Raw genomic sequence first — 23,193 nt, 5'->3', positions numbered from 1 at the left:
GTGTTACAGCAACAATTAACAACTTTGTTAGCGCAAACTGATATTGCGCTAACACAAAAACAACAGCAACAACTTGTCCGCTATGTTGAATTACTCGATAAGTGGAATAAAGCCTATAACTTAACCTCGGTACGTTTGCCTCAAGAAATGATGGTTAAACATATAATGGATAGCTTAGTTGTTGCTCCTCACTTGACCGGTCATCATTATATTGATGTTGGCACAGGTCCTGGTTTACCGGGCATAGTGTTAGCTATTGCCTTACCTGAAACGCAGTTTGTATTATTAGATAGTTTAGGTAAACGTGTACGTTTTTTAATGCATGTTAAACATGAGCTTGGTCTTGATAATGTCACCCCGGTGCAGTCAAGAGTTGAAGAATATCAACCAAGTGTTAAATTAGATGGCGTACTAAGTCGTGCATTTGCATCGTTACAAGATATGATTGACTGGTGCTCGCACTTAATTGATCATTCAGGTAAGTTCATTGCACTTAAAGGGGTATTTCCAAGTGAGGAATTAGACTCACTCCCTACAGGTGTTAAGTTTGAGCAAAAAATTGCATTAGAAGTACCGGATTTAGATGCACAACGACATTTAATAATTCTTTCTAAAGACTAGGGATCAGAGACACTGTGGCAAAAGTCATCGCATTAGCAAATCAAAAAGGTGGAGTAGGTAAAACTACCACTGCCGTTAATCTCGCTGCATCTATGGCTGCAACGAAACGTAAAGTGCTGTTAATAGATCTCGACCCGCAAGGCAATGCGACCATGGGCAGTGGCGTCGACAAATATGGTGACGTCCCTACTATCTATGATTTGCTCATAGAAGATAAGCCTATTGATGAAGTGATTATTAAAGAAACCTCAGGCGAATATCATATGATTGCTGCAAACGGTGATGTGACCGCTGCAGAAGTTAAGCTGATGGAATTATTTGCGCGAGAAGTACGTTTGCGTAACGCGCTTGAAAAAATACAAGATCAGTATGAGTTTATTTTTATAGACTGCCCGCCTTCTTTAAATATGTTAACCGTTAATGCCATGGCCGCTGCCGATTCTATTTTAGTACCTATGCAATGTGAATATTATGCATTGGAAGGATTAACAGCATTAATGGACACGATTACGCAACTTGCTAAGTTAGTTAACCCTAACTTACAGATTGAAGGCATACTTCGTACTATGTACGATCCGCGTAATCGACTAGCAAATGATGTATCAGAACAATTAAAACAACATTTTGGCGATAAAGTATACCGTACGGTGATCCCACGTAATGTTCGACTTGCAGAAGCCCCAAGTTTTGGTGCCCCAGCAATGTACTACGATCGAGCATCAAGTGGCGCGAAAGCTTATTTAGCTCTCGCTGGTGAAATGCTACGCAGAAAAGAAAAAACAACTCCCGTTGTCGCCTAACTTTGAGGTAAAAAAATAACATGTCTGCTAAAAAACGAGGTTTAGGCCGAGGACTCGATGCGCTTTTAAGTTCATCTAAACCTGCACCAAGCGAAGGTAAGGAACAGGATACTGCTAACGTAACCAGCGCCGTTGAAAATGCAGCGCAGCCTAGTAACAGTGAATTACAAAAACTACCGATCGAGCTTTTACACTCAGGTAAATACCAACCTCGTAAAGACATGTCTGAAGAGGCACTCGAAGAACTCGCCAGTTCGATACGCTCACAAGGAATTATTCAACCTATCGTTGTACGCCCTGTTGCGCATAACAGCTATGAGATTATTGCCGGTGAACGTCGCTGGCGTGCTGCGCAAATAGCTAAGCTTGAGTTTGTACCCTGTATTATTAAAGATGTACCTGATGAAGCTGCCGTTGCTATTGCTCTGATTGAAAATATTCAGCGTGAAGACTTAAACGCTATGGAAGAAGCGATTGCACTTAATCGGTTGCTTAATGAGTTTGAGTTAACACATCAACAAGTGGCTGATGCAGTTGGTAAATCACGTACGACCGTAACTAACTTATTACGCTTAAATAATCTAAATAACGATGTAAAAATTTTGTTAGAGCATGGTGACATTGAAATGGGTCACGCTCGTTGCTTATTAGCACTTGAAGGCGAAGTGCAATCAGATGCAGCCCGCTTAGCTGTTGCAAAGGCATTGACCGTTCGCGAAACTGAAAAACTAGTTCGCTCTATTTTAGAGCCAGCTCCAGCAAAAGAAGTAATAGAAAAAGACCCAGATGTTAAACAGTTAGAGCAGCAGCTTGCTGATAACCTAGGGGCAAAGGTAGAAATAAATTACAACAAAAAAGGCAAAGGGAAGTTGGTTATTTCTTACACTAATCTTGACGAGTTAGACGGTATTTTAAACCGTATCAATCAAGACTATTCCCACCATTAATTTATTGGATGTCTAAAAAGGGACATTTACAGCGATTTTGTGTTACAAAGCACCTACTCAAGTTGCAAAACTGGCAGGATTAAGTATAATTTCGCCAGTTTTCATACCCTGACAATTAGAGCGTCATAAAGGTTAATTAAAAGTGACTAATAAGTTAGCAAGCCCGTATAGGCTTGCCGCATTAAAATTAATTTGCCTTCAGGGATTTGTAGCCCTTTTAGCTGCACTAATAATTTTTATAGGTTGGGAAACCAATGCCGCACTTTCAGCTCTAGCTGGTGGCGCAGTCGCAGTACTTCCTAACTTTGTATTTGCGCTTTATGCATTCAGATATATGGGTGCAAGTCGAGCAAATCAAGCGTATGCCTCGTTGAAACGCGGCAACGGATTAAAATTTATGCTAACAATCGTTTTGTTTGCACTAATGCTAAAGCTTTATCCGGTAGTACTGCTACCTTTCTTTTGTGCTTATGTGTTGGTGTTGTTTACAGGATTGTTTACACCCGTTTTTTTTAAACATTAACTTTTGGGATATAACATGGCTGCAGAAGAAGTTACTCTATCTAGCCATATTCAGCACCACTTAACCAATGCTAAGATGTGCTCGACCGACGCTGGTCTTGCCTTCAATAAAGCATGTACGGATAGTGGCTTCTGGACATGGCATATAGATACCCTCGCATGGTCTATCGGACTAGGTCTAATATTTTTATGGATCTTCCGTAGTGCCGCAAAAAAATCAACTCTGGGTGTACCTGGAAAACTTCAATGTTTCATTGAAATGGTTGTTGAGTTCGTTGGCGACAACGTACGCGATACCTTCCACGGTAAAAGTAAGCTAATTGCACCATTAGCATTAACAATATTCGTTTGGATATTCTTAATGAACTTAATGGATTTAATCCCAGTTGACTTCCTACCTGCATTTGCTGGCTTTGTTGGCGAAACTGCATTCGGTATGGATTCACACGACGTATACATGAAAATTGTACCAACTACAGATATCAACATGACAGCTGCACTTGCGCTGGGTGTGTTCATTCTAATGATTGGTTACTCAATTAAAATCAAAGGTATCGGCGGTTTTATTAAAGAACTAACACTTCACCCGTTTAGTTCAAACAATACAGCTATGCAGATTCTTTTAATTCCATTCAACCTATTACTAGAGCTTATCGCATTGGTTTCTAAGCCGTTTTCACTGGCTCTGCGTTTGTTCGGTAACTTATATGCAGGTGAGTTAATCTTCATCCTTATAGGTGCTGTAGGTTTAATGCAACTACCGTTGCACTTTGTGTGGGCTGTATTCCATATCTTAGTAATCGTATTGCAAGCATTCGTATTCATGATGCTTACAATCGTATACCTAAGCATGGCAAGTTCAGATAATCACTAATTACTATATTTACTATATTTACAATTTTACTTTTACTTTTAATACAATTGAAACTTTGGAGAAATAAATGGAAGCTTTAGAATTATTAAACGGCTTAAAATACATCGCAGTAGCTTTACTTATCGGTTTCGGTGCAATCGGCACAGCAATCGGTTTTGGTAACATGGGCGGTAAATTCCTTGAAGCATGTGCACGTCAACCTGAGCTAGCACCATCGCTACAAGTTAAAATGTTTATCCTTGCTGGTCTAATCGATGCTGTAGCAATGATTGGTGTTGGTATCGCGATGGTATTGTTGTTCGTACTTTAATTTTATTTTTTGAACAGCTTACTATTTAAGGAGGAGCGGTTGTGAACTTAAACGCCACTCTTATCGGTGAATTAATTGCGTTTACGGTGTTCGTATTATTTTGTATGAAATACGTATGGCCACCACTAAACGGTGCAATTGAAGCTCGCCAGAAGAAAATCGAAGATGGTTTAGCTGCCTCTGATAGAGCCGAGAAAGACTTAGAACTAGCGCAACAGAAAGCTGCAGAACAGCTTAAAGATGCAAAGGCTCAAGCGGCTGATATCATTGATCAAGCTAAAAAGCGTGCCGTGCTAATTGTTGACGAAGAAACTGTTCGTGGTCAGCAAGAGCGTGAAAAAATTATTGCTCAAGGGCACTCTGAAATTGAATCAGAGCGTAACCGTGTGACAGAAGAGCTACGTAAGCAAGTAGCAACTCTGGCAGTGGTTGGCGCAGAAAGAATTTTAGAGCGCGAAATCAATCAAGCCGCACATAGTGACATCGTTGAAAAACTTGTCGCTGAGCTGTAATTAGGAGGGTATGAGCATGTCTGAATTGACTACTATCGCTCGCCCATACGCTAAAGCGGCTTTTGAACTTGCCGTTGAAAAAGGCGCTATTGAAAGCTGGAATGACATGTTGTTCTTTGCTGGCCACGTTGCCAGCAATGAACAGGCATCTACCATTTTAGCTGGATTGCCTACTGCTACCGCACAAGCTGAGTTATTTATTAACTTATGTGGTGAGCAGCTCAACGAACAAGGTCAGAACCTAGTTAAGGTGATGGCTGAAAATGGACGTTTGATTGCACTACCTGAAGTTGCTCATTTATTTTCTGCTTTAAAAGCAGACTATGAAAAAGAAATCGATATTGATGTGATTTCGGCAACACCTCTTGCTGCAGCCCAGCAAGAATCATTGGTAGCGGCACTTGAAAAACGTTTCGCACGCAAAGTTAAGCTGAATTGTAGTGAAGACGCTACAGTAGTTGGCGGCCTTATTATTAAGGCAGGCGACACTGTAATTGACGGCTCTTTACGCGGTAAATTAAATCGCTTAGCCACAACACTACAATCGTAATTGGGAAAAAGAGCATGCAACTTAATTCCACTGAAATTTCAGATCTGATCAAACAACGTATTGAGAAGTTCGAAGTTGTAAGTGAAGCTCGTAACGAAGGTACAATTGTATCTGTTACTGATGGTATCATTCGCATCCACGGTCTAGCTGACTGTATGCAAGGTGAGATGATTGAGCTTCCTGGCAACCGTTATGCTATCGCACTAAACCTTGAGCGCGACTCAATTGGTGCAGTAGTAATGGGTCCTTACGCTGACCTTACAGAAGGCGTAAAAGTATACACAACTGGTCGTATCTTAGAAGTTCCTGTTGGTGCGGGTCTACTTGGTCGTGTTGTAAACACGCTAGGTGCTCCTATCGATGGTAAAGGCGCTTTAGATAACGACGGTTTTGAACCTGTAGAAAAAATTGCACCAGGTGTAATCGAGCGTCAATCAGTAGATGAGCCAGTACAAACTGGTTACAAATCTATCGATGCGATGATCCCAGTTGGTCGTGGTCAGCGTGAGCTTGTTATCGGTGACCGCCAAACAGGTAAAACTGCACTAGCAATCGATGCAATCATCAACCAAAAAGACACAGGCGTTAAGTGTGTGTACGTAGCGGTTGGTCAAAAAGCATCTACTATTGCTAACGTAGTACGTAAATTAGAAGAGCACGGTGCACTTGCAAATACTATCGTAGTTGTAGCATCTGCTTCTGAATCTGCGGCACTTCAGTACTTAGCACCGTTCTCGGGCTGTACTATGGGTGAATACTTCCGTGACCGTGGTGAAAACGCATTAATCGTATATGATGATTTATCTAAGCAAGCTGTTGCTTACCGTCAAATCTCATTGCTACTTAAGCGTCCACCAGGCCGTGAAGCATACCCAGGTGACGTATTCTACCTTCACTCGCGTCTTTTAGAGCGTGCATCACGTGTAAACACTGATTACGTAGAAAAGTTCACTAATGGTGAAGTGAAAGGTAAAACAGGTTCATTGACGGCATTGCCTATCATTGAAACTCAAGGCGGCGACGTTTCTGCGTTCGTACCGACAAACGTTATCTCTATCACCGATGGTCAGATCTTCTTAGAAACTGACTTATTCAACTCAGGTATCCGTCCGGCAGTAAATGCTGGTATCTCGGTATCGCGTGTTGGTGGTGCTGCACAAACTAAAATCGTTAAGAAACTAGGTGGCGGTATCCGTCTAGCCCTAGCTCAGTACCGTGAATTAGCTGCGTTCTCGCAGTTCGCGTCTGACCTTGATGATGCTACTCGTGCTCAACTTGAGCATGGTGAGCGTGTAACAGAGCTAATGAAGCAGAAACAGTACGCGCCAATGTCTGTTGCTGAAATGTCTTTGTCGTTATTCGCAGCTGAGAAAGGTTACTTGCAAGACATCGAAATCTCTAAAATCATGGATTTCGAAGCGGCATTACTTTCTTTCGCAAATAGCACATACGCAGAGCTTATGGCTCAAATCAATGAAACTGGTAACTACAACGCCGAGATCGAAGCGCAGCTTAAAGAACTTCTAGAGAAGTGCAAGTCTACGCAAACTTGGTAATTTAGTTATTAATGGTGTGCTTTATATTCTAAGGCACACCTTGATTCGGAGAGAGAGTCATGGCCAGCGGAAAAGAGATTAAAAGCAAGATCGGCAGTATTAAAAATACTCAAAAGATCACTAGCGCAATGGAAATGGTTGCTGCGTCTAAAATGAAAAAGGCGCAAGAACGAGTGGCTTCAAGCCGTCCATACGCTGAAAAATTACGTAAAGTGATTGGTCGTGTTGCTCAAGCAAATCTTGATTTTACTCACCCGTTCTTAGAAGAACGTGAAGTAAAACGAGTTGGTTATATTGTTATCTCTACTGACCGTGGTCTATGTGGCGGCTTAAACTCAAATGAGTTTAAGAAAGTTGCATTAGACATTAAAGCGTGGAAAGAGAAAGGCGTAGATGCTGATTTTGCTACTTTAGGTAGTAAAGCAGCTGGCTTCTTTCAACGTTTTGGTGGTCAAGTGCTTGCTAAAAAAGCAGGTCTTGGAGATAAGCCTTCAGTACAGGACGTAATTGGTCCGGTAAAAATAATGCTAGATGCATTCTCTGAAGGTAAAATTGACCGTTTATTCCTGGTATATAACAACTTTGTTAATACCATGAAGCAAGAGCCAATAGTAGATCAGTTACTCCCTTTGCCAAAAGCTGAAGAAGAAGTATCTACACATGCGTGGGATTACTTATATGAACCAAACCCAGAGGCTATTTTAGAGTCTTTGTTAGTACGTTTCATTGAATCTCAAGTATACCAAGGTGTAGTTGAAAACGCTGCCTCTGAACAGGCTGCCCGCATGGTTGCAATGAAAGCTGCAACTGATAATGCCGGTGACCTTATGGATGAGTTACAGCTTGTATATAACAAAGCTCGCCAAGCAGCAATCACACAAGAAATTAGTGAGATTTGTTCTGGTTCAGCAGCAGTTTAATGCTTCAGGCAAAGATTAACGAGAGGAATAGACATGAGTTTAGGTAAGGTCGTCCAAATTATCGGCGCCGTTGTGGATATCGAATTTCCACAAGACAGCGTGCCAGCCGTATATGACGCGCTAAAAGTAACAGATGGCGATTTAGCTGGTTTGACTTTAGAAGTTCAACAGCAGCTAGGTGGCGGTGTGGTACGTACTATCGCACTAGGTACTACAGACGGTTTACGTCGTGGTGCTTCAGTAGAAAACACAGGCGAAGCAATTCAAGTTCCAGTTGGTACTAAGACCCTAGGTCGTATCATGAACGTACTTGGTGAGCCAATTGATGAAGCAGGTCCAATCGGTGAAGACGAGCGTATGTCTATCCACCGTGCAGCACCTACTTACGAAGAGCAATCAAGCTCAGTTGAACTTTTAGAAACGGGTATCAAGGTAATCGACCTTGTATGTCCATTCGCTAAAGGTGGTAAAGTTGGTTTATTCGGTGGTGCCGGTGTTGGTAAAACCGTAAACATGATGGAACTTATCCGTAACATCGCAATCGAGCACAGCGGCTACTCAGTATTCGCAGGTGTTGGTGAGCGTACTCGTGAGGGTAACGATTTCTACCATGAGATGAACGATTCAAACGTACTTGATAAAGTATCGCTTGTATACGGTCAGATGAACGAGCCACCGGGTAACCGTTTACGCGTAGCGTTAACAGGTCTTACTATGGCTGAGAAGTTCCGTGATGAAGGTCGCGACGTACTTTTCTTCGTAGATAACATCTACCGTTATACACTTGCGGGTACAGAAGTATCAGCACTTCTTGGTCGTATGCCATCAGCGGTAGGTTACCAGCCTACACTTGCTGAAGAAATGGGTGTACTTCAAGAGCGTATCGCATCTACTAAGACTGGTTCAATTACTTCAATCCAAGCGGTATACGTACCTGCGGATGATTTAACGGATCCATCTCCAGCAACAACGTTTGCTCACTTAGATGCAACAGTGGTACTTTCACGTGATATCGCATCACTAGGTATCTACCCAGCGGTAGACCCTCTTGATTCATCTTCACGTCAGCTTGATCCACAAGTAATCGGTGAAGAGCATTACGGTATAGCGCGCGGCGTTCAAACAGTTCTTCAGCGTTACAAAGAACTTAAAGACATCATCGCGATTCTAGGTATGGACGAGCTTTCTGACGAAGATAAGCAACTTGTATCTCGTGCACGTAAAATCCAGCGTTTCCTATCTCAGCCATTCTTCGTGGCAGAGGTATTTACAGGTGCGCCAGGTAAATACGTTTCACTTAAAGACACAATTGCAGGCTTCAAAGGTATCTTAAACGGTGAGTTTGATGATATGCCAGAGCAAGCGTTCTACATGGTTGGCTCTATTGAAGAAGCTCAAGAAAAAGCTAAAAGCATGTAATTAGGAGGGTAGTATGGCAGCTATGACTGTACATCTTGATGTAGTAAGTGCTGAAGAGAAATTATTTTCTGGTTTAGTAGAATCTATTCAAGTATCTGGTAGTGAAGGTGAGTTAGGTGTTAATGCCGGTCACGCCCCACTACTAACTGCCCTTAAACCTGGTATGGTACGTTTAGTTAAGCAATTTGGTGAAGAAGAACTCATCTATATTGCTGGCGGTACACTAGAAGTTCAACCGAACATAGTGACCGTACTTGCTGATACAGCTGTTCGTGGTGAAGACCTGGACGAGAAAGCTGCAGAGCAAGCTAAACGTGACGCTGAAGCCCAAATGGCAAAAGGTGCATCTGCTGAGCTTGATTACAATCAAGCCGCAATGCAACTAGCTGAAGCAATTGCTCAGCTACGCGTTATTCAGCAATTACGTAAAAAGTAAGCCTATCTGGTTTTTAAAAGCCCACTTTATGTGGGCTTTTTTGTGCCTGATGATAAATCCTGTCGCTATTTGTAAATAAATTAATCGTTATGGCTAATATCTCTTCATTATTACTTATATCTACGCAAGATCCTCGCTACAATAACCCTATTCTATTAGGTGTTACTTTGCTTAAGTTAAGATTCAGTAGTCATTGCTTAGCCTACTGAGTATTTGCACATGATGTGACTTACGTAATCTACTTTGCAGCACACTTATTCTATTAAGCTAAAACAACGGAAAAAGGAAATTGTTTTAATGGCTCTAACAACGGTTATTCTTGCAGCGGGTAAAGGTACCCGTATGCGCTCTGCTCTGCCTAAGGTACTGCATAAAGTGGCAGGTAAACCTATGGTGCAACATGTTATCGATAATGCCAATGCGCTAGGTGCTACATCGACTAACTTAGTTTATGGTCACGGCGGCGAACTATTACAACAACAATTAGCCGATAATAACGTAAACTGGGTGCTGCAAGCTGAACAGCTAGGTACAGGCCACGCAGTGGCACAAGCTAACCCACATATAAATGACGACGACACCGTACTGGTTTTATACGGTGACGTACCTTTAACAAAGCAATCTACACTTGAACGCTTATTAGCAGCGACACCTAAAAATGGCTTAGCAGTATTAACCGTTAATTTAGCAAACCCAAATGGTTACGGGCGTATGCTACGTGTTGATGGAAAGCTAGTGGGTATTGTTGAACAAAAAGATGCTAATGCAGAGCAGTTACTTATTAACGAAGTAAACACCGGCATTATGGCGGTTAATGGTAAGCTTTTAAAAACATGGTTAGGTAACTTGTCTAACAATAATGCTCAAGGTGAATACTACCTAACAGATATAGTTGCTATGGCGCATAGTGAAGGTGTAGAAATTACATCAGCACAGCCTGATCATCCAATGGAAGTTGAAGGTGCAAATAACCGCGTACAACTTGCAGGATTAGAGCGTGCTTACCAAGCATGGCAAGCAGAAGACTTGATGTTAAATGGAGCCACCCTTGCTGACCCTGCACGTATTGACGTACGTGGCGACGTTAAAACAGGGGAAGACGTATTAATTGATATAAACGTTATTTTTGAAGGCAATGTAACGCTTGGTAATAACGTACAAATTGGACCTAACTGTGTACTTAAAAACTGTAGCATCGGTGACAATGTTATTATTAAAGCCAATACACTAATTGAAGATGCATCAGTTGCGGCTCAATGTACACTCGGTCCATACGCCCGCCTTCGTCCTGGTGCAGTAATGGAAGAAGACTCGCACATTGGCAATTTTGTCGAAATGAAAAAAACCCGTTTAGGCAAAGGTTCTAAAGCAAACCACTTAAGTTACTTAGGTGATGCTGAAATTGGCGAGAAAGTGAATATTGGCGCAGGCACAATTACCTGTAACTACGATGGGGTTAATAAAGCAAAAACCATTATTGGCAATAATGCCTTTATAGGGTCTAACTCGTCACTGGTTGCTCCTGTAAACATTGGTGCTACAGCAACTGTGGGTGCAGGCTCTGTTATTACCAATGCCGTAGCGGATGATCAGCTAGCCGTAGCACGTGGCAAGCAACGTAATTTAGATGGTTGGAAACGCCCAGTTAAAAAATAGTAATGACCATTACTTATTAAATATTTAAAGCGAGTTTCATAACTCGCTTTTTTATTATCTAAATATTTTTAATTAATTAGATTACTCAATAACGTATATAAAATATAACTGAAGGAAGTGCGGCATGTCAGCTTATGCTCGTCGTGCAATCGTTGAAAGGAAACCCGAAGCTAGTTAAAAAGTATATTATCAGGTAATGGTCTATTCATTATTAATAGGCTTTAATAAAGTACTGAGTGAAGACCCTTATGGAATATTCGGTACATTATTTGGAGTTCCGAGCATAAAAGTATTATGAAAATATTTAAATGGGAAAAAGCAAGTAAGAGTGGCAGAAACCTCGCTTTTAAAGAATTATTTATAAATTTTTTAGGGCCTATCTTAATTTGCATTATTTTTTTTAGCTTCTATTCAGAAGTTATTAAATTATAAATCTGAATACTTAATGACAGGCTTTGTTAAAGGGTTGTTTATTGCATTATCTTTATTTCTTTTGCTAGTAATCCCTTTCAACTTGTATATAGAGTCATATATAAAAAGCAATGGCTATACTTATTGTAATTGGTATACCAGTCCATCATTCAGAGGTCCCGATGTTTGGTTAAAAAATGATGAGTTATGCTTACAAGATGGCTCTGTCATAACCAGTGATGTTACCGATTGGTTTGAACAGAAAAGTCAACAAGGTATTGAGCCAACAATTAATGAACTTGAAGTTTTTATACAAGAAACTAGAGCAGAGTATAATCGTTAAAATTAACTCAAAATTGCTGCAGTCGTTTTTATTTAAAATAACCAGCTAAGCTAAATAATTTTATAAAGGGATTTTTCTGGCTTCCAAAGGTAAATTTAACCCTAATAAAAATAAGCTATAAACAATGTCTATTTTAGAATGGAAAAAATCCGAAGAACGTTTTACAGAGCAAAGCTTCGAACATAAATTAATTGTTGTGATAGGCCTGTTTGCTTTTATATTATTTACAATTGCTTTATTTTATTTCTCTTATTATGGGTTTGTTGAAAATGTTTATTTTGATGAGTCGCTTTATTATATTCGAGAAAGCGGCTTGTTGGCTCCGATAATAGTAATGGCTCCATTTCCTGTTTTAATGACAATTGCAGGCTTACAAAAAGTATTGAACTTCCGCAATGAAAAAACAGTAAGGTTAATGGTAAAGCTTATGCTGCGCGCAATACCTTTATATATAATTTTATCTATTGTTAATAGCTTTTACATTGAATCTAAATTAACACGTGAGGGATATAGCTTTTGTAATTGGTATACCAGTCCATCATTCAGAGGTCCCGATGTTTGGATAAAAATGATGAATTATGCCTACAGGGTGGCTCTGTCATAATCAGTGATGTTACCGATTGGTTTGAACATAAAAATCAACAAGGTATTGAACCTTCCGTTGATGAGTTAAAAGAGTTTATAAAAATAACTCGAAAAAGGCGCGATGATTATATAAATAATATGTAGCAGCCAGTCCATTTAAATGAGTAACAGGCCAAGCCCTATTTAAATGAGTAACAGGCCAAGCCCTATTTAAAGCGAGTTTCATAACTCGCTTTTTTATTGTCTAAATATTCTATAAATAAAAATGCCATGCTGTTGTCATCCCTGTGTGTTGATATTTAACTAATACAACACTAAGGAAAACAATAATGTTAAACAAATCAATAATAGCCCTTTCTTTGCTATCACTATTAACTGGTTGCTCACTAGATGGTGATGACGGCCAAGATGGCGCACAGGGTGTACAAGGTACAGCGGGTAATAATGGCGAAAACGGCACTAATGCAAATTCAGCTTTAAATATCAAACTTATTGGCCGCGCAGTACTCAATGCACAAAGCCCGGAAGGGGCAGCTGAAATAGTCGCCTACCAAGCCTCTAAAAAATGGATTTATGCCATTAATAGCTCTGGTGATGAAGCTGTTGTGAATATCATTCTTGCCGATACGTTCGACACCGCTGCATTAGTAAAAGATAACGAAGGTATTGTAACCGCGACCAACTTAGCCTCTGCCATTACGCTCTCACTAAATGAAAATACGCCTGGCGATGCAAACAGCATAGCTATCGATGCAAATAACCAATTATTAGCGGTAGCAATGGCTGCTACAAACTTGGGCGAAGCTGGCCAAATAGCGTTTTACAATATTGGCGGAGATACACCAGTATTTATTAAAAATGTAACAGTAGGTGCCCTACCCGACATGGTGACATTTAGCCATGATGGTGCAAAAGTAGTGGTTGCTAATGAAGGTGAACCTAATGGCGACTACAGTATCGACCCCGAAGGCACTATCAGCATTATCGATATTAATAACGGCACTATTGCCGATACTGCTATGAGCATAAACTTTCAAGCTTACAATAATAAGCAAGCAGAATTAGAAGCGCAGGGTTTAGTGTTTGCCAATCCTACTGGACGTACTATTAATGGTAATTTAATAAATACCACCGTCGCTATGGATTTAGAGCCAGAGTATGTGAGTATTTCCAAGGATAATAAATACGCCTATGTCTCTATTCAAGAAAATAACGCTCTAGCTATCATCAATCTTGAAGATAATTCCCTTGAGCTAAAAGGGCTCGGTTTTAAAGATTGGTCAAACTTACAATTTGACGCTTCAGACAAAGACGGCGGTGTTAACTTTAAATCATACCCTGGTTTATATGGCATGTATCAGCCAGATACAATTGCAAGTTTTAGTTGGAAAGGAGCCAACTTTATTGTATCTGCCAACGAGGGTGATGCACGCGAATACTTTTTTGATGCCAGCGATGAAGCTGATTGCATCGCTCAGGGCGGCCTTGATTATGACGCTAAAGATGGGTGTTTGGCATATATAGATGAAAGCCGCGTAGAAGATCTAGCTCTCGCAGCTAACTTCGATTACTTAAATAACGATGATAACGACATTGGTCGTTTGAAAGTCACTACAGTAAAAGGTGATAAAAATAATGATGGCCAATACGAATCGCTTTATGCTTATGGCGCACGGTCATTTACCATTTGGGATAGCAATGGGCTGGTGGTGTTTGACTCAGGCGATCAAATTGCACGAGTAACCGCTTCTGTTCATGGCAATGCATTCAATAATAACGAAGATGAAAATAAAGGCGATACACGCTCAGATGATAAAGGGGCAGAACCCGAAGCGCTAACATTAGGTGAGGTTGGCGATAGGTTATTTGCTTTTGTTGGCTTAGAGCGTATGGGCACAATAATGGTGTTTGATATAACCAACCCTTATGATGTGAAATTTCAAGACTACTTTTATAATCGTGGTTTAGAACCAAGTGCAGATATAAGTGGCGATCTTGCTCCTGAAGGAATGACATTTGTTCCTGCAGCGCAAAGTGCAACAAACGAAGCACTGCTTATAATCGGTAATGAAATCTCAGGCTCAATTGCCGTATGGGAAATAACAACTCAGTAATTAGTAAAGTTTTAAGTAAAAGCGATGTAGCGGTTATCTATAAATCGCTTTTACTTCCTCCCCTCTCAATAATCATGCCTTATGTGAATGCTTTTTAATCAAAAACAGCCCTGTAGCCCTTTGTTTGTATGGTTATTGTACTAAATTGAAATTAATTTAATAAAACTGAAATAAAGCATTGACCCTCTCCAGAATATCCCTATAATGCGCATCCACTGACCCGGCAGGCAGCAATGAAAAGCGCTGAACAAACGGTAAGTGAGTCGAGTAAAACTTAGCTTTCAAATCTTTAAAAGAAACTGAAAATTAAGTGTTGACAAAAAAATAGGAAAGCGTAATATGCGCAGCCCTAGCGAGATAAAGTTTAACGCTTTAATCGCAACGTTCTTTAACAATATAAAGCAATCATCTGTGTGGGCACTCGTACAGGTTGAGTTCTAACAGCCAAGCTTCGTTTACTAAGTAAGGCAAACAAATTTAGAGTCTCAATTGAAACTGAGTGACCAACAGCAATAACTACTTAGGTAGGAATTGCAGCACAGTCAATTCAATATCGAAAGATATTAAATAAATTCAGAATTCATTGAGCTGTCGAAAGACAAAAAACTTTTTAATTGAAGAGTTTGATCATGGCTCAGATTGAACGCTGGCGGCAGGCCTAACACATGCAAGTCGAGCGGTAACAGAAAGTAGCTTGCTACTTTGCTGACGAGCGGCGGACGGGTGAGTAATGCTTGGGAACATGCCTTGAGGTGGGGGACAACAGTTGGAAACGACTGCTAATACCGCATAATGTCTACGGACCAAAGGGGGCTTCGGCTCTCGCCTTTAGATTGGCCCAAGTGGGATTAGCTAGTTGGTGAGGTAATGGCTCACCAAGGCGACGATCCCTAGCTGGTTTGAGAGGATGATCAGCCACACTGGGACTGAGACACGGCCCAGACTCCTACGGGAGGCAGCAGTGGGGAATATTGCACAATGGGCGCAAGCCTGATGCAGCCATGCCGCGTGTGTGAAGAAGGCCTTCGGGTTGTAAAGCACTTTCAGTCAGGAGGAAAGGTTAGTAGTTAATACCTGCTAGCTGTGACGTTACTGACAGAAGAAGCACCGGCTAACTCCGTGCCAGCAGCCGCGGTAATACGGAGGGTGCGAGCGTTAATCGGAATTACTGGGCGTAAAGCGTACGCAGGCGGTTTGTTAAGCGAGATGTGAAAGCCCCGGGCTCAACCTGGGAACTGCATTTCGAACTGGCAAACTAGAGTGTGATAGAGGGTGGTAGAATTTCAGGTGTAGCGGTGAAATGCGTAGAGATCTGAAGGAATACCGATGGCGAAGGCAGCCACCTGGGTCAACACTGACGCTCATGTACGAAAGCGTGGGGAGCAAACAGGATTAGATACCCTGGTAGTCCACGCCGTAAACGATGTCTACTAGAAGCTCGGAACCTCGGTTCTGTTTTTCAAAGCTAACGCATTAAGTAGACCGCCTGGGGAGTACGGCCGCAAGGTTAAAACTCAAATGAATTGACGGGGGCCCGCACAAGCGGTGGAGCATGTGGTTTAATTCGATGCAACGCGAAGAACCTTACCTACACTTGACATACAGAGAACTTACCAGAGATGGTTTGGTGCCTTCGGGAACTCTGATACAGGTGCTGCATGGCTGTCGTCAGCTCGTGTTGTGAGATGTTGGGTTAAGTCCCGCAACGAGCGCAACCCCTATCCTTAGTTGCTAGCAGGTAATGCTGAGAACTCTAAGGAGACTGCCGGTGATAAACCGGAGGAAGGTGGGGACGACGTCAAGTCATCATGGCCCTTACGTGTAGGGCTACACACGTGCTACAATGGCGCATACAGAGTGCTGCGAACTCGCGAGAGTAAGCGAATCACTTAAAGTGCGTCGTAGTCCGGATTGGAGTCTGCAACTCGACTCCATGAAGTCGGAATCGCTAGTAATCGCGTATCAGAATGACGCGGTGAATACGTTCCCGGGCCTTGTACACACCGCCCGTCACACCATGGGAGTGGGTTGCTCCAGAAGTAGATAGTCTAACCCTCGGGAGGACGTTTACCACGGAGTGATTCATGACTGGGGTGAAGTCGTAACAAGGTAGCCCTAGGGGAACCTGGGGCTGGATCACCTCCTTATACGATTTAGAACTTATTTGTTCGTAGTGTCCACACAGATGATTGTTAGTTAGTTTGCTCTTTGAGTTTACTAATTAATATGCTCTTTAAAAATTTGGAAAAGCTGATAATAAAATTCGTATGAATACATTGTATTTGTACAGAGTTTTCAAAAGTAAAAAAGAATGATAGCAGTATCATTCAGTGCCATTTAATCCTCGGATTAATTGGTATCTACTTTAGTATTCAATATTAACTTCTGGCGAAGTTAAACTGTCACAAAACAAAGACCCGTTTGGGTTGTATGGTTAAGTGACTAAGCGTACACGGTGGATGCCTTGGCAGTTGGAGGCGATGAAGGACGTATTAACTTGCGATAAGCCTAGTCAAGCTAGTAAAAAGCACTTGAGACTAGGATTTCCGAATGGGGAAACCCACCTGCTTGCAGGTATCGTTAACTGAATACATAGGTTAACGAGGCGAACGCGGAGAACTGAAACATCTAAGTACCCGTAGGAAAAGAAATCAACCGAGATTCCGATAGTAGCGGCGAGCGAAATCGGAACAGCCCTTAAGCTTATTATGTGTTAATGGAAGGCTCTGGAAAGTGCCACGATACAGGGTGATAGTCCCGTACATGAAAACGCATTTTAAGTGAAATCGAGTAGGTCGGAGCACGTGAAACTTTGACTGAATATAGGTGGACCATCATCTAAGGCTAAATACTCCCAACTGACCGATAGTGAACCAGTACCGTGAGGGAAAGGCGAAAAGAACCCCTGTGAGGGGAGTGAAATAGAACCTGAAACCGTGTACGTACAAGCAGTAGGAGCCCCTCGAGGGTGACTGCGTACCTTTTGTATAATGGGTCAGCGACTTATATTTTGTAGCGAGGTTAACCGATTAGGGTAGCCGTAGGGAAACCGAGTCTTAACTGGGCGAATAGTTGCAAGGTATAGACCCGAAACCCGGTGATCTAGCCATGGGCAGGTTGAAGGTTGAGTAACATCAACTGGAGGACCGAACCCACTAACGTTGAAAAGTTAGGGGATGACCTGTGGTTAGGAGTGAAAGGCTAATCAAACCGGGAGATAGCTGGTTCTCCCCGAAATCTATTTAGGTAGAGCCTCGGACGAATACTTACGGGGGTAGAGCACTGTTAAGGCTAGGGGGTCATCCCGACTTACCAACCCTTTGCAAACTCCGAATACCGTAAAGTAATATCCGGGAGACACACGGCGGGTGCTAACGTCCGTCGTGAAGAGGGAAACAACCCAGACCGCCAGCTAAGGTCCCAAAGTCATAGTTAAGTGGGAAACGATGTGGAAAGGCCCAGACAGCCAGGAGGTTGGCTTAGAAGCAGCCATCCTTTAAAGAAAGCGTAATAGCTCACTGGTCGAGTCGGTCTGCGCGGAAGATGTAACGGGGCTAAACTATGCACCGAAGCTGCGGATTCAGAATTTATTCTGAGTGGTAGGGGAGCGTTCTGTAAGCGGTTGAAGGTGTACCGGGAGGTATGCTGGACGTATCAGAAGTGCGAATGCTGACATGAGTAACGATAATGCGGGTGAAAAACCCGCACGCCGGAAGACCAAGGGTTCCTATCCCATGTTAATCAGGGTAGGGTAAGTCGACCCCTAAGGCGAGGCCGAAAGGCGTAGTCGATGGGAAACGGATTAATATTTCCGTACTTGGTATAATTGCGATGGGGGGACGGAGCAGGCTAAGCAAGCATGGCGATGGTAGTCCATGTGAAAGTGTGTAGGCTAGTGACTTAGGTAAATCCGGGTTGCTGTTAGGCTGAGACACGAGACGAGTCACTACGGTGATGAAGTTGCTGATGCCATACTTCCAGGAAAAGCCTCTAAGCTTCAGATTATACCGAATCGTACCCCAAACCGACACAGGTGGTCAGGTAGAGAATACTAAGGCGCTTGAGAGAACTCGGGTGAAGGAACTAGGCAAAATCGTACCGTAACTTCGGGAGAAGGTACGCTCCGATTGGTGATGAGACTTGCTCTCTAAGCTGATTGGAGCCGCAGTGACCAGGTGGCTGGGACTGTTTATTAAAAACACAGCACTGTGCAAAATCGCAAGATGACGTATACGGTGTGACACCTGCCCGGTGCCGGAAGGTTAATTGATGGGGTTATCTTCGGAGAAGCTCTTGATCGAAGCCCCGGTAAACGGCGGCCGTAACTATAACGGTCCTAAGGTAGCGAAATTCCTTGTCGGGTAAGTTCCGACCTGCACGAATGGTGTAACCATGGCCACGCTGTCTCCACCCGAGACTCAGTGAAATTGAAATCGCAGTGAAGATGCTGTGTACCCGCGGCTAGACGGAAAGACCCCGTGAACCTTTACTACAGCTTGGCACTGAACATTGAACCTACATGTGTAGGATAGGTGGGAGACTTTGAAGCAGAGACGCTAGTTTTTGTGGAGTCGTCCTTGAAATACCACCCTTGTAGTTTTGATGTTCTAACGTTGGCCCCTGAATCGGGGTTACGGACAGTGCCTGGTGGGTAGTTTGACTGGGGCGGTCTCCTCCCAAAGAGTAACGGAGGAGCACGAAGGTTGGCTAAGTACGGTCGGACATCGTACGGTTAGTGTAATGGTAGAAGCCAGCTTAACTGCGAGACAGACACGTCGAGCAGGTACGAAAGTAGGTCATAGTGATCCGGTGGTTCTGAATGGAAGGGCCATCGCTCAACGGATAAAAGGTACTCCGGGGATAACAGGCTGATACCGCCCAAGAGTTCATATCGACGGCGGTGTTTGGCACCTCGATGTCGGCTCATCACATCCTGGGGCTGAAGTCGGTCCCAAGGGTATGGCTGTTCGCCATTTAAAGTGGTACGCGAGCTGGGTTTAGAACGTCGTGAGACAGTTCGGTCCCTATCTGCCGTGGGCGTTTGAGAATTGAGAGGGGTTGCTCCTAGTACGAGAGGACCGGAGTGAACGAACCGCTGGTGTTCGGGTTGTCATGCCAATGGCATTGCCCGGTAGCTACGTTCGGAACTGATAAGCGCTGAAAGCATCTAAGCGCGAAGCAGGCCTCGAGATGAGTTCTCACTAGACTTTTAAAGTCTCTGAAGGGCCGTTGAAGACTACAACGTTGATAGGCAAGATGTGGAAGTGGTGTGAGCCATTAAGCTAACTTGTACTAATTACCCGTGAGGCTTAACCATACAACGCCAAACGCGTTTTATGTGATAGTGAAACAAGCGAAGAAGTTAATATAACTAAAGTAGATTACTGAAGACATTTTATTATCAGAATTCCAAATTTTAGTAAGCTCGATTAAATCGAACTTACACCAAATTTGCTTGGTGACAATAGCGTTTTGGACCCACCTGACCCCATGCCGAACTCAGTAGTGAAACGAAACAGCGCCGATGATAGTGTAGCATTTGTTATGTGAAAGTAGGTCATTACCAGGCTCCAAATAAGAGAAAGCCCGATTCGAAAGAGTCGGGCTTTTTTACGTCTGCAGGAAAGTGAAAGTATCAGCCGTCAGCTATCAGCTGCACAGCGTAAATCTGACCACCGTAGCGTGGGTTGAGTATCTAGAACCCCGGGGCAAAATAACGCAACGTTAACCTCAGAGCCAACGCATCCCATTAAAAACATAAATGTACCTTGCTATGTGGCTCTCTAGCGCTGTAGGCACTACGATATTCTACTGCGTGGTCACTACGAAGGAACGCGCCGACGGCAAATATGTGCAAGATCGAATCTAAATTTAGGTCTTTTGAAGGGTGTATGGGCTGATAAAGTCATCAGTCCATATATTTAATAATCAGCGAGGTAGTTAGCTATTAGACAAGAATACAGTAAGTTTTTTACCTATTTTTAAGTGGTCGCTCGAAAGGTTATTCCATTGTTTGAGTTTATTAATACTTACTTTGTAATACTTAGCGATTTTCCATAAACTTTCGCCTGATTTAACCTGATGTTCAATTTGGGTATCGGCTAATTGAGGGAGCACAAGCTTTTGGCCAATTCTAATGGTGTTACTTTTTAGATCGTTAAACGCTTTGAGTTGGCTAATACCCACTTTGTAGCGTTTCGCTATAACACTTAAGCTATCGCCACGTTTTACTGTGTAGTGTTGCCACTGACTATAATCATTGGAATCAAGATTAGCGAGCATGTTTTTAAATTGTGTTTGTTCAGCAACTGGAACAACAATGTGGGGTGCATCAATAATGGCAGGAAAGCGGATCACACCATGGTTTAAAGATTCAAGTTGCTGCCATTGCTTTTGGTTATCTAAAATAACAGCGCCATCAATAGGTAATACTGCAATTGTTGGGCTGTTTGAAATTGCAGGAAAAGCCATTTTTTGGCTTTTTAATAATTGTGCCGCAGCTAGTAATTTTGGCACGTACTGACTGGTTTGTTTGGGCAGTTTTAAATTAAAAAAATCAGTGGGCTTACCCTGCTTTTTATTACTTCTGATGGCTCGTTGTACACGGCCTTCACCTACGTTATAAGCCGCAATTGCATGATACCAATTGCCATCAAAGCGCTTGTGTAAATACTCCATAAAATCCAGCGCAGCTCGGGTACTGTCTACTAAGTCTTGACGCCCGTCATACCAAGGTGATATTTGCACTTTAAAATATTTAGCAATAGCAGGCGTTAGTTGCCACAACCCAGAGGCATGTTTATGTGAGTACGCACTGGCATCAAAGTCACTTTCAATCAACGGCATTAATGCCAACTCAATGGGTAACCCGCGTTTTTCGACTTCGTTTACAATATAGTAAAGGTAAGGCTCAGCACGGCGGCTAATTTCATCCATATAATTTGGATGAGTTAAATACCATGCAATGCGTTTTTGCACCGCCGGGTGGCTGGAATCAGCAAATGACAGCTGCGCCCTAATACGTTGCCATACATCATCAGGTTCTTTTGTGGTGAGTGGAGCTATTTGTGCAATATCTTCGTGCTGTTCACTAACAATTGTTTTGGGGTTAGCCTTAATTTCAGGGGGGGATGTTGGTGTATCGGTTGTGGTTTCACAGCCGGATAAAATAAACACTAATGGCAAAATGCGGATAAATCGATTTGAGAACACGTACTAAACTACTCCGAAAATATAAATGTGGCTAACCTAAAGCTGTTTAGCTTAACATAGGGTGAGCTAAAAATGACCGTCAAATGAATTAACCAAACACACACCTAAAACAGGCGCCTTGTGGTTTTGGTACATAAATTAAATCACCACCGTGGTTGAGCATTATTTGCCGAGAGAGGCTAAGGCCAATGCCGGAGCCTTGTTGCTTGGTGGTAAAAAATGGCACGAAGATCATATCTATCACATGCTCACTGATACCTGGGCCGTTGTCGTTGATTTCTATATAAAGTTGTTGGCTAGCGTTTTGCGCCAAGCTGATTTTGACCCTTGCTTGAGTGGCATTCTCAGTACTGTACTTTTGGTTACTCTTTAGTACTTCAAGTGCATTTTTTATTAAGTTTACTAATACTTGCTCTATTTGACTGCTATCAAGCATCACTAATTGCTGGCTTTGAATTGTAAGCTCTATATCTATTTGCAGTTCACGGGCTTGTTGTTGATGTAAAGCGACAATATGCGTTAGCATATCGGCTAAATTTTTAGGTGCTAAATTAGGTTTAGGTAAGCTACTAACTTGGCGAAAGCGAGCAATAAAATCACCTAAATGAGCGGTTCTTGATGCTAACGTGCTTAGTGCAAGCTGTAAGTCTTGTTTATCTTCAAGCTCATTAAAACATAATGCTTGTGGCAGCAAATTACTGCAGGTATCAGCTAGTGATGATAGTGGCGTAATAGAGTTGGCAATTTCGTGAGTGAGCACTTTAGTTAAGCGTTTATATGCTTGTTGTTCTTTAAGTTGTAATTGGTCGTGAATTGATTGTAAGCTCACTACACGGCGAACCCTCCCTTGTATTTCGGCGATACTCAGTTGAATTGATAGGGTGTCGTGCTGCTCGCCATTTTGCCAGTAGGTGGTGCTGCGGATATTGTGTTCGGCGTTTAAAATTAACTCTCCAACAGCGCCTAACTCATGTAAATTTTGGAAGCTTTTACCTAGTAACTTACTAACGGCTGGGTTTGATTCGATCACCTCGCCGTTGTCATCACATACCATAACGGCTAAATCAACATGGATGAGCAAAGCTTGTAAAAACTGAGCTTGTTGCTCGGCATTAAAGCGCGCTGTTTGCATTTGTGCTTTTACTTGCTCAAATTGCTTAAGCATTGGGTGTTGCTGACCAAGCCCTAATGTACTGTCGCCATTAGCTAAAGCGCGGATCACCATTTCAGCTTGTTTTTGTTGGCGCTTAAACAGCGTAAAAATATGCGCTATTAGCGCCGCTGCGACTAGCATCATTAATAATGTCGTCGCTGAAAAACCATGCTTTTGCAATACATAGCTAAGCAACGCACTAACACTTATAAGTGCGATAATATTAAATGAAAGTAATAAATTAGCTCGCAT

The 23,193-nt window shown here is 42.4% G+C and carries 18 protein-coding genes and 3 rRNA genes; 19 read left to right on the top strand and 2 right to left on the bottom strand.

Features of this window, described 5'->3' with window-relative positions:
- The 19 genes from rsmG (at nt 1) to rrf (ending at nt 20,145) form a co-directional block, all read left to right on the top strand.
- Nucleotides 1-621: a 16S rRNA (guanine(527)-N(7))-methyltransferase RsmG gene (gene rsmG, locus FHG08_RS03655; RefSeq protein ID WP_008112113.1), complete on the top strand. Its 621-nt coding sequence runs from the start codon at nt 1-3 to the stop codon at nt 619-621.
- A gap of 14 nt (nt 622-635) precedes the next feature.
- Nucleotides 636-1,421, top strand: a complete 786-nt coding sequence (locus FHG08_RS03650; protein ID WP_008112117.1) for a ParA family protein — start codon at nt 636-638, stop codon at nt 1,419-1,421.
- Between the two features lie 20 nt (nt 1,422-1,441).
- Nucleotides 1,442-2,368 (top strand): ParB/RepB/Spo0J family partition protein, encoded by a 927-nt coding sequence (locus FHG08_RS03645; RefSeq protein WP_075169486.1) that lies wholly within the window; start codon nt 1,442-1,444, stop codon nt 2,366-2,368.
- Nucleotides 2,369-2,510: 142 nt separating this feature from the next.
- Nucleotides 2,511-2,891 carry an ATP synthase subunit I gene (locus FHG08_RS03640; protein WP_008112121.1) on the top strand — a complete coding sequence of 127 codons (381 nt, stop codon included), beginning with the start codon at nt 2,511-2,513 and terminating at the stop codon, nt 2,889-2,891.
- 15 nt (nt 2,892-2,906) lie between these two features.
- On the top strand, nt 2,907-3,764 hold the full coding sequence (gene atpB / locus FHG08_RS03635; RefSeq protein WP_008112123.1) for a F0F1 ATP synthase subunit A: 858 nt from the start codon (nt 2,907-2,909) through the stop codon (nt 3,762-3,764).
- A gap of 67 nt (nt 3,765-3,831) precedes the next feature.
- On the top strand, nt 3,832-4,074 hold the full coding sequence (atpE, locus tag FHG08_RS03630; protein WP_008112128.1) for a F0F1 ATP synthase subunit C: 243 nt from the start codon (nt 3,832-3,834) through the stop codon (nt 4,072-4,074).
- 41 nt (nt 4,075-4,115) lie between these two features.
- Entirely contained in the window at nt 4,116-4,586 is a 471-nt protein-coding gene (gene atpF / locus FHG08_RS03625) for a F0F1 ATP synthase subunit B (RefSeq protein ID WP_008112130.1), read from the top strand.
- Nucleotides 4,587-4,602: 16 nt separating this feature from the next.
- Nucleotides 4,603-5,136: a F0F1 ATP synthase subunit delta gene (gene atpH, locus FHG08_RS03620; protein WP_008112132.1), complete on the top strand. Its 534-nt coding sequence runs from the start codon at nt 4,603-4,605 to the stop codon at nt 5,134-5,136.
- Nucleotides 5,137-5,150: 14 nt separating this feature from the next.
- Nucleotides 5,151-6,692 (top strand): F0F1 ATP synthase subunit alpha, encoded by a 1,542-nt coding sequence (atpA, locus tag FHG08_RS03615; RefSeq protein ID WP_008112134.1) that lies wholly within the window; start codon nt 5,151-5,153, stop codon nt 6,690-6,692.
- Nucleotides 6,693-6,751: 59 nt separating this feature from the next.
- Nucleotides 6,752-7,612 (top strand): F0F1 ATP synthase subunit gamma, encoded by an 861-nt coding sequence (gene atpG / locus FHG08_RS03610; RefSeq protein ID WP_008112136.1) that lies wholly within the window; start codon nt 6,752-6,754, stop codon nt 7,610-7,612.
- Nucleotides 7,613-7,645: 33 nt separating this feature from the next.
- Nucleotides 7,646-9,031, top strand: a complete 1,386-nt coding sequence (gene atpD, locus FHG08_RS03605; RefSeq protein ID WP_008112138.1) for a F0F1 ATP synthase subunit beta — start codon at nt 7,646-7,648, stop codon at nt 9,029-9,031.
- 13 nt (nt 9,032-9,044) lie between these two features.
- Nucleotides 9,045-9,467, top strand: a complete 423-nt coding sequence (locus FHG08_RS03600) for a F0F1 ATP synthase subunit epsilon (RefSeq protein WP_008112140.1) — start codon at nt 9,045-9,047, stop codon at nt 9,465-9,467.
- A gap of 297 nt (nt 9,468-9,764) precedes the next feature.
- Entirely contained in the window at nt 9,765-11,123 is a 1,359-nt protein-coding gene (gene glmU / locus FHG08_RS03595; protein WP_178956823.1) for a bifunctional UDP-N-acetylglucosamine diphosphorylase/glucosamine-1-phosphate N-acetyltransferase GlmU, read from the top strand.
- Between the two features lie 445 nt (nt 11,124-11,568).
- A complete protein-coding gene (locus FHG08_RS03590) occupies nt 11,569-11,877 on the top strand; it encodes a hypothetical protein (protein ID WP_178956822.1) in 309 nt (102 codons plus the stop codon).
- Nucleotides 11,878-12,001: 124 nt separating this feature from the next.
- On the top strand, nt 12,002-12,481 hold the full coding sequence (locus tag FHG08_RS03585; protein WP_256729586.1) for a DUF1240 domain-containing protein: 480 nt from the start codon (nt 12,002-12,004) through the stop codon (nt 12,479-12,481).
- A gap of 310 nt (nt 12,482-12,791) precedes the next feature.
- Nucleotides 12,792-14,576 carry a choice-of-anchor I family protein gene (locus tag FHG08_RS03580; RefSeq protein WP_178956821.1) on the top strand — a complete coding sequence of 595 codons (1,785 nt, stop codon included), beginning with the start codon at nt 12,792-12,794 and terminating at the stop codon, nt 14,574-14,576.
- A 611-nt stretch (nt 14,577-15,187) separates the two neighbouring features.
- A 16S ribosomal RNA gene (locus tag FHG08_RS03575) occupies nt 15,188-16,723 on the top strand.
- A 285-nt stretch (nt 16,724-17,008) separates the two neighbouring features.
- Nucleotides 17,009-19,893 (top strand): 23S ribosomal RNA (locus FHG08_RS03570).
- A gap of 137 nt (nt 19,894-20,030) precedes the next feature.
- Nucleotides 20,031-20,145, top strand: a 5S ribosomal RNA gene (gene rrf, locus FHG08_RS03565).
- Together the 16S, 23S and 5S rRNA genes form the textbook arrangement of a ribosomal RNA operon.
- Nucleotides 20,146-20,516: 371 nt before the next feature.
- Here the strand turns inward: rrf and FHG08_RS03560 are convergent.
- A complete protein-coding gene (locus FHG08_RS03560) occupies nt 20,517-21,788 on the bottom strand; it encodes a LysM peptidoglycan-binding domain-containing protein (RefSeq protein ID WP_178956820.1) in 1,272 nt (423 codons plus the stop codon).
- Nucleotides 21,789-21,876: 88 nt separating this feature from the next.
- Nucleotides 21,877-23,193 carry a PAS domain-containing sensor histidine kinase gene (locus FHG08_RS03555; RefSeq protein ID WP_178956819.1) on the bottom strand — a complete coding sequence of 439 codons (1,317 nt, stop codon included), beginning with the start codon at nt 23,191-23,193 and terminating at the stop codon, nt 21,877-21,879.

This window comes from Pseudoalteromonas sp. Scap03, from assembly GCF_013393115.1.
GTDB lineage: Bacteria > Pseudomonadota > Gammaproteobacteria > Enterobacterales > Alteromonadaceae > Pseudoalteromonas.
The sequence above is the reverse complement of the archived record's forward strand: the minus strand, read 5'-3'. Positions and strand labels throughout refer to the sequence as shown.

Excerpts from the sequence above, each read along its gene's own strand:
- glmU (WP_178956823.1), top strand. The coding sequence starts at position 9,765 with ATGGCTCTAACAACGGTTATTCTTGCAGCGGGTAAAGGTACCCGTATG.
- atpD (WP_008112138.1), top strand. The coding sequence starts at position 7,646 with ATGAGTTTAGGTAAGGTCGTCCAAATTATCGGCGCCGTTGTGGATATC.
- atpH (WP_008112132.1), top strand. The coding sequence starts at position 4,603 with ATGTCTGAATTGACTACTATCGCTCGCCCATACGCTAAAGCGGCTTTT.
- FHG08_RS03555 (WP_178956819.1), bottom strand. The coding sequence starts at position 23,193 with ATGCGAGCTAATTTATTACTTTCATTTAATATTATCGCACTTATAAGT.
- FHG08_RS03580 (WP_178956821.1), top strand. The coding sequence starts at position 12,792 with ATGTTAAACAAATCAATAATAGCCCTTTCTTTGCTATCACTATTAACT.
- FHG08_RS03585 (WP_256729586.1), top strand. The coding sequence starts at position 12,002 with ATGTCTATTTTAGAATGGAAAAAATCCGAAGAACGTTTTACAGAGCAA.
- atpE (WP_008112128.1), top strand. The coding sequence starts at position 3,832 with ATGGAAGCTTTAGAATTATTAAACGGCTTAAAATACATCGCAGTAGCT.
- FHG08_RS03590 (WP_178956822.1), top strand. The coding sequence starts at position 11,569 with ATGACAGGCTTTGTTAAAGGGTTGTTTATTGCATTATCTTTATTTCTT.
- FHG08_RS03645 (WP_075169486.1), top strand. The coding sequence starts at position 1,442 with ATGTCTGCTAAAAAACGAGGTTTAGGCCGAGGACTCGATGCGCTTTTA.
- atpG (WP_008112136.1), top strand. The coding sequence starts at position 6,752 with ATGGCCAGCGGAAAAGAGATTAAAAGCAAGATCGGCAGTATTAAAAAT.
- atpA (WP_008112134.1), top strand. The coding sequence starts at position 5,151 with ATGCAACTTAATTCCACTGAAATTTCAGATCTGATCAAACAACGTATT.
- FHG08_RS03600 (WP_008112140.1), top strand. The coding sequence starts at position 9,045 with ATGGCAGCTATGACTGTACATCTTGATGTAGTAAGTGCTGAAGAGAAA.
- atpB (WP_008112123.1), top strand. The coding sequence starts at position 2,907 with ATGGCTGCAGAAGAAGTTACTCTATCTAGCCATATTCAGCACCACTTA.